The sequence below is a fragment of the Streptomyces sp. NPDC059037 genome (genome assembly GCF_042740015.1).
In the GTDB taxonomy this organism is placed as follows: domain Bacteria; phylum Actinomycetota; class Actinomycetes; order Streptomycetales; family Streptomycetaceae; genus Streptomyces.
In genome coordinates this window covers 1-4,992 of sequence record NZ_JBHYIG010000267.1, presented here as the reverse complement: position 1 = coordinate 4,992, position 4,992 = coordinate 1, and the positions used below count along the sequence as shown (strand labels likewise).

The 4,992-nt window shown below is 71.4% G+C and carries 3 protein-coding genes; 1 reads left to right on the top strand and 2 read right to left on the bottom strand.

The annotated features are described in order from the left end of the window. Nucleotides 1-172: 172 nt before the first annotated feature. Nucleotides 173-1,543, bottom strand: a complete 1,371-nt coding sequence (locus ACFWY6_RS36690; protein WP_384699913.1) for an APC family permease — start codon at nt 1,541-1,543, stop codon at nt 173-175. A 129-nt stretch (nt 1,544-1,672) separates the two neighbouring features. After that, the gene (locus ACFWY6_RS36685) at nt 1,673-3,094 is read right to left on the bottom strand and encodes a diaminopimelate decarboxylase (RefSeq protein ID WP_384699911.1); all 1,422 of its coding nucleotides are present in this window, start codon (nt 3,092-3,094) and stop codon (nt 1,673-1,675) included. Between the two features lie 138 nt (nt 3,095-3,232). Between ACFWY6_RS36685 and hutU the strand changes: the two genes are divergently transcribed. Then, nucleotides 3,233-4,897 carry a urocanate hydratase gene (gene hutU / locus ACFWY6_RS36680; RefSeq protein ID WP_384699909.1) on the top strand — a complete coding sequence of 555 codons (1,665 nt, stop codon included), beginning with the start codon at nt 3,233-3,235 and terminating at the stop codon, nt 4,895-4,897. Nucleotides 4,898-4,992 lie beyond the last annotated feature (95 nt).

The following is a 4,992-nucleotide window of genomic DNA, read 5'->3' as shown; positions in this document are numbered from 1 at the left end:
GGGGTTGGGGGGGTGTTTGTTTGTGTTCTCACTCCCGGTGGCGCGCCCGCGGGGGGGGGGGGGCCCGCGTTCCGGGGGGGGGGGGGGGGCGCCCCCCCCCCCCGCCGCCACTTCTCCGCCGTCCGGCCACAGCACGCGCAGAGCTTCACGATCCTGCCCTGACCGGCCCGCCTCAGTCCTCGCCCCGCGCCCTCAGCACCACCCTGTTGACCACCCACAGCCCGATCCCGATGGCGACGAGGACGCCGGCCCGGATGTAGACCTCCGCCGGGCGGTCCGCCAGCGGGCTCGCCAGGATCAGCGCGGTGATCGCCCCGATCACGGGCAGCACCGTCGGCGTACGGAAGTGCTCGTGGTCCACGCGGTCGCGGCGCAGTACGAGCACCGACACGTTGACCACCGCGAAGACGCACAGCAGCAGGAACGCCGTCGTGTCGCCGAGCCCCTCGATCTCGCCCGTCGACACCAGGCCGATCGCGAGCAGCGAGACGAAGACGATGCCGACCACCGGCGTGCGGCGGCGGGCCAGGACGCGGCCCATCGCGCGCGGCAGGATGCGTTCGTTGGCCATGCCGTAGCAGAGCCGCGAGGCCATCATGATGTTGATGAGCGCGGAGTTGGTGACCGCGAACAGGGCGATCAGCGCGAAGAGTTTGTGCGGGAAGTCGATGCCGCCCGCCTTGACGACTTCGAGCAGCGGGCCGCTGGAGCCCTCCAGGACCTTGTAGTCCACGAGCAGTGAGGACACCAGCGCCACCAGGACGTAGATCGTGCCCGTCACCGCGACCCCGATGAAGATGGCGCGGGGGAAGGTGCGGACCGGATCCTTTGTCTCCTCGGCCATGTTCACCGAGTCCTCGAAGCCGACGAAGGCGAAGAAGCCGAGCGCGGTCGCGCCGAGCACGCCCGTCAGGAGCGCGTAGCCCGTGCCGCCGCCGGGTGATTCGAAGTCGGTGAGGCGGCCGGGGTCCCCGTCGCCGCTCAGGACCGCGTACGCGCCGATGGCGAGGATGATCACCAGGCCCGTCAGTTCGACGAGCGTGAGGACCACGTTCGTCTTGACCGACTCGGAGACGCCGCGCAGGTTCAGCGCCGCGAGCGCCAGGATGAAGAGGATCGCGATCAGGGTCGGCGGGAGCGCGTTGCTCGTCAGTTCGCTCAGATAGTCGCCGCTGAACGCGCGGGCCGCGGCGCTCGCCGACGCCAGGCCCGAGCACATCACCATGAACGCGATGATGAAGGTGAGGAACGGCGTCTTGAACGCCTTCTGGGTGTAGAGGGCCGCGCCCGCCGCCTTCGGATACTTGCCGACCAGTTCGACGTACGAAGCCGCCGTCAGGATCGCCACGACGAACCCGATCGCGAACGGCAGCCACAGCGCGCCGCCGACCTTTCCCGCGACCTTGCCGGTGGTGGCGTAGATGCCGGTGCCGAGGATGTCGCCGATCACGAAGAGGATCAGGAGCTTGGGGCCGATCGCGCGGTGCAGCGAGGGTTCTTCGGCCGGTGGTGGTGCGGTGGTGGTCGTGTTGGATGTCGTCACGGATGCCTCCCCCGAGACCGGGACCGAGTACGGGCCTGGAGGGAGGATGTGCCCGTGATCCACGTCACTATGCGGGAGTTGAGGAACCTCAGAGCCTCCGGGAGGGGGCGGGAGGGGGCAGAGGGCGGCTCAGAGGCCGCGCAGAGCCTCCCGCGCGATGCCGCCGCCCGCCTCCGCCACGATCTCGTCCAGCGTCTGTGGCTCCCGCACGGCGGCGAACCGCACCTCGTCGGCGCGCGTCGAGAAGCCGTAGATGCCGGGTCTGGCAAGGCTGTTGTACGAGTAGTGGTGCGCGAAGTAGTACGCGCCGGTGTCGAGCGCCGCCGCGTAGTCGCCCTGTTCGAGCAGGGGGAGCGGGCGGTTCTCGGCGAGCAGGTCGCCCGCGAAGCAGGCCGGGCCCGCGATGTCCTGGCCCACCGGCGGGCCGCTCTTGGGGCGGCCCTTCGCGTCGTACGCGGCGATGCGCAGCGGCCAGGACGCGGGCGCGTACACCGTGCGCGTCGCGACCTGAACGCCCGCGTGCGTCACGGCGATCGGCCGGGCGCCCGCCGCCTTGGCGTACTCGACGCGGGCGAGGATCGTGCCGTGCTTGGCGAGCAGCGAGCGGCCGAACTCGGTGACCAGGCCGTACCGCCCGTCGAGCAGCCCCGGGACGCGGGACTTGAGGCGGCGCGCGTACTGCCCGTGGGTCGGACTCTCCTCGTCCGAACCGAAGTTGACGGGCAGTCCGCCGCCGATGTCGATCGTGTCGATCTGCCGCCGTCCGGCGCGTTCGTTGATCTCCTCGGCCAGTTCGTACGTCGCCGCCACGCCCCGCACCATCAGTTCCAGGGGCAGGCCCTGCGAGCCGGAGTGGGCGTGCAGGCGGGTCAGCCAAGGGCGGTCGAGGTACGCCTGGACGATCCACTCGCGGGCGCCGTCGTCGCGCAGGCCGACCCCGAACTTCGAGGTCGCCGTCGCCGTCGAGAGCGCGCCGATGGAGCCGCCGCCGATCTGCGGGTTCACGCGGATGCCGACGGGGGAGCGGCTGGGTGCGGATTGGACCATCGCGTCGATGCGGGCGAGCTCCTGCGGATTGTCCGCGTTCACGGCGATGCCGAGCGCGAGGGCCTCGCGCAGCTCGGCCGGGGTCTTGGCGGGCGAGTCGAGGACCGTGTGCGCGGGCGGCACGCCGGCGGCCCGCGCGATGGCCAGCTCGCCGGGGCTCGCCACCTCGGCGCCGATGCCCGCGTCGCGAAGGAGGCGCAGGACCGGCACCAGGGGCGATGCCTTCACCGCGAACGCGTGCAGGACGGGGGTGCCGTCCGGGGTGACCGCGTCGAAGGCGGCGCGCAGGGCGGCGGCGGACGCGCGGATGCCGGTGATGTCGAGCAGCCCCGCGATGGGGGTGGCGGGCCCGACGAGCCCCTGCTCGACGGCGGCGCGTACGGCCTGGTCGCGGCGGGCGGCGGACTCGGCCGCCGGATCCACCGCCGTGAGGCGTCGTGTGGGGGTTTCCGGGCCGCCGCCCGCCCCGGATGCGTGTGCGGTCTCCGCGCCCTGATCGCTCATGTGTTCAAGCCAATCACCCGCGACGCGGTCCCGCTGCCCTGTCAACGTATTGACTAGCTCTATTCAACGTCGCAGGATGTGAATAACAAGGTCACAGCAACGCACCCCTGCAGTACTTCACGCGAGGAGGCAATCGCCATGTCAGGACCCCGCCCCGTACGGGCACCGCGCGGTACGGAACTGAGCGCCCTGGGATGGCAGCAGGAAGCCGCCCTGCGCATGCTGCAGAACAACCTCGACCCCGAGGTCGCCGAGCACCCCGACAAGCTCGTCGTCTACGGCGGCACCGGCAAGGCGGCCCGCGACTGGCGCTCCTTCGACGCCATGGTGCGTACGCTGCGGACCCTCAAGCAGGACGAGACGATGCTCGTCCAGTCCGGCCGCCCGGTCGGCGTCATGCAGACCCACGAGTGGGCGCCGCGTGTCCTCATCGCCAACTCCAACCTGGTCGGCGACTGGGCGAACTGGGAGGAGTTCCGCCGCCTTGAGCAGCTGGGCCTGACCATGTACGGCCAGATGACCGCGGGCTCCTGGATCTACATCGGCACGCAGGGCATCCTCCAGGGCACGTACGAGACGTTCGCCGCCGTCGCCGCGAAGAAGTTCGACGGGACCCTCGCGGGGACCATCACCCTCACCGCAGGGCTCGGCGGCATGGGCGGCGCCCAGCCGCTCGCCGTGACGATGAACGACGGCGTCGCGATCTGTATCGACGTCGACCCGCGCGCCATCGAGCGCCGCATCGAGCACAAGTACCTCGATGTGAAGGCCGACTCGCTGCAGCACGCCCTGCAGCTGGCCGTCGAGGCGCGCGACGCCCGCCGCCCCCTCTCCATCGGCCTGCTCGGCAACGCGGCCGAGCTGCTCCCGCAGATGCTGGCCGAGGGCGCGCCCATCGACATCGTGACGGACCAGACCTCGGCCCACGACCCGCTGTCGTACCTCCCCGTCGGTGTCGAGTTCGACGACATGCAGTCGTACGCCACGAAGGACCCGGCGGGCTTCACCACCCGCGCCCGTGAGTCCATGGCCCGGCACGTGGAGGCGATGGTCGGCTTCATGGACGCCGGCGCCGAGGTCTTCGACTACGGCAACTCGATCCGCGGCGAGGCCCAACTGGCGGGCTACGACCGCGCGTTCGCCTTCCCGGGCTTCGTGCCCGCCTACATCCGCCCGCTCTTCTGCGAGGGCAAGGGCCCGTTCCGCTGGGCGGCGCTGTCCGGCGAGGCGTCCGACATCCACAAGACGGACAAGGCGATCCTCGACCTCTTCCCGGAGAACGAATCGCTGCACCGCTGGATCAAGATGGCCGGCGAGCGCGTCCACTTCCAGGGTCTGCCCGCGCGCATCTGCTGGCTGGGCCAGGGCGAGCGCGACAAGGCGGGCGACATGTTCAACGACATGGTCGGCAACGGCACCCTCGCCGCCCCGCTCGCGATCGGCCGCGACCACCTGGACTGCGGCTCGGTGGCATCCCCGTACCGCGAGACGGAGGCCATGCTGGACGGCTCCGACGCGATCGCCGACTGGCCGCTCCTGAACGCCATGGTGAACGTCGCATCGGGCGCCTCCTGGGTCTCCATCCACCACGGCGGCGGCGTCGGCATGGGCCGCTCCATCCACGCGGGCCAGGTCTCGGTCGCCGACGGCACCAAGCTGGCGGGCGAGAAGATCCGCCGCGTCCTGACCAACGACCCCGGCATGGGCGTCATCCGGCACGTGGACGCGGGCTACGACATCGCGGAGTCGGTGGCGGCGGAGAAGGGCGTTCGAGTTCCCATGCGCGAGGAAGGCACCGCGTGAGCGACACGTTCCACGCCATGTGGCGTGGGGGGGGGGCCCCACCCCGCCCCCCCCACCCCCCCCGCGCACCCCCCCGGGGCCCCCGCGGCCACCAC

Excerpts from the sequence above, each read along its gene's own strand:
- hutU (WP_384699909.1), top strand. The coding sequence starts at position 3,233 with ATGTCAGGACCCCGCCCCGTACGGGCACCGCGCGGTACGGAACTGAGC.
- ACFWY6_RS36685 (WP_384699911.1), bottom strand. The coding sequence starts at position 3,094 with ATGAGCGATCAGGGCGCGGAGACCGCACACGCATCCGGGGCGGGCGGC.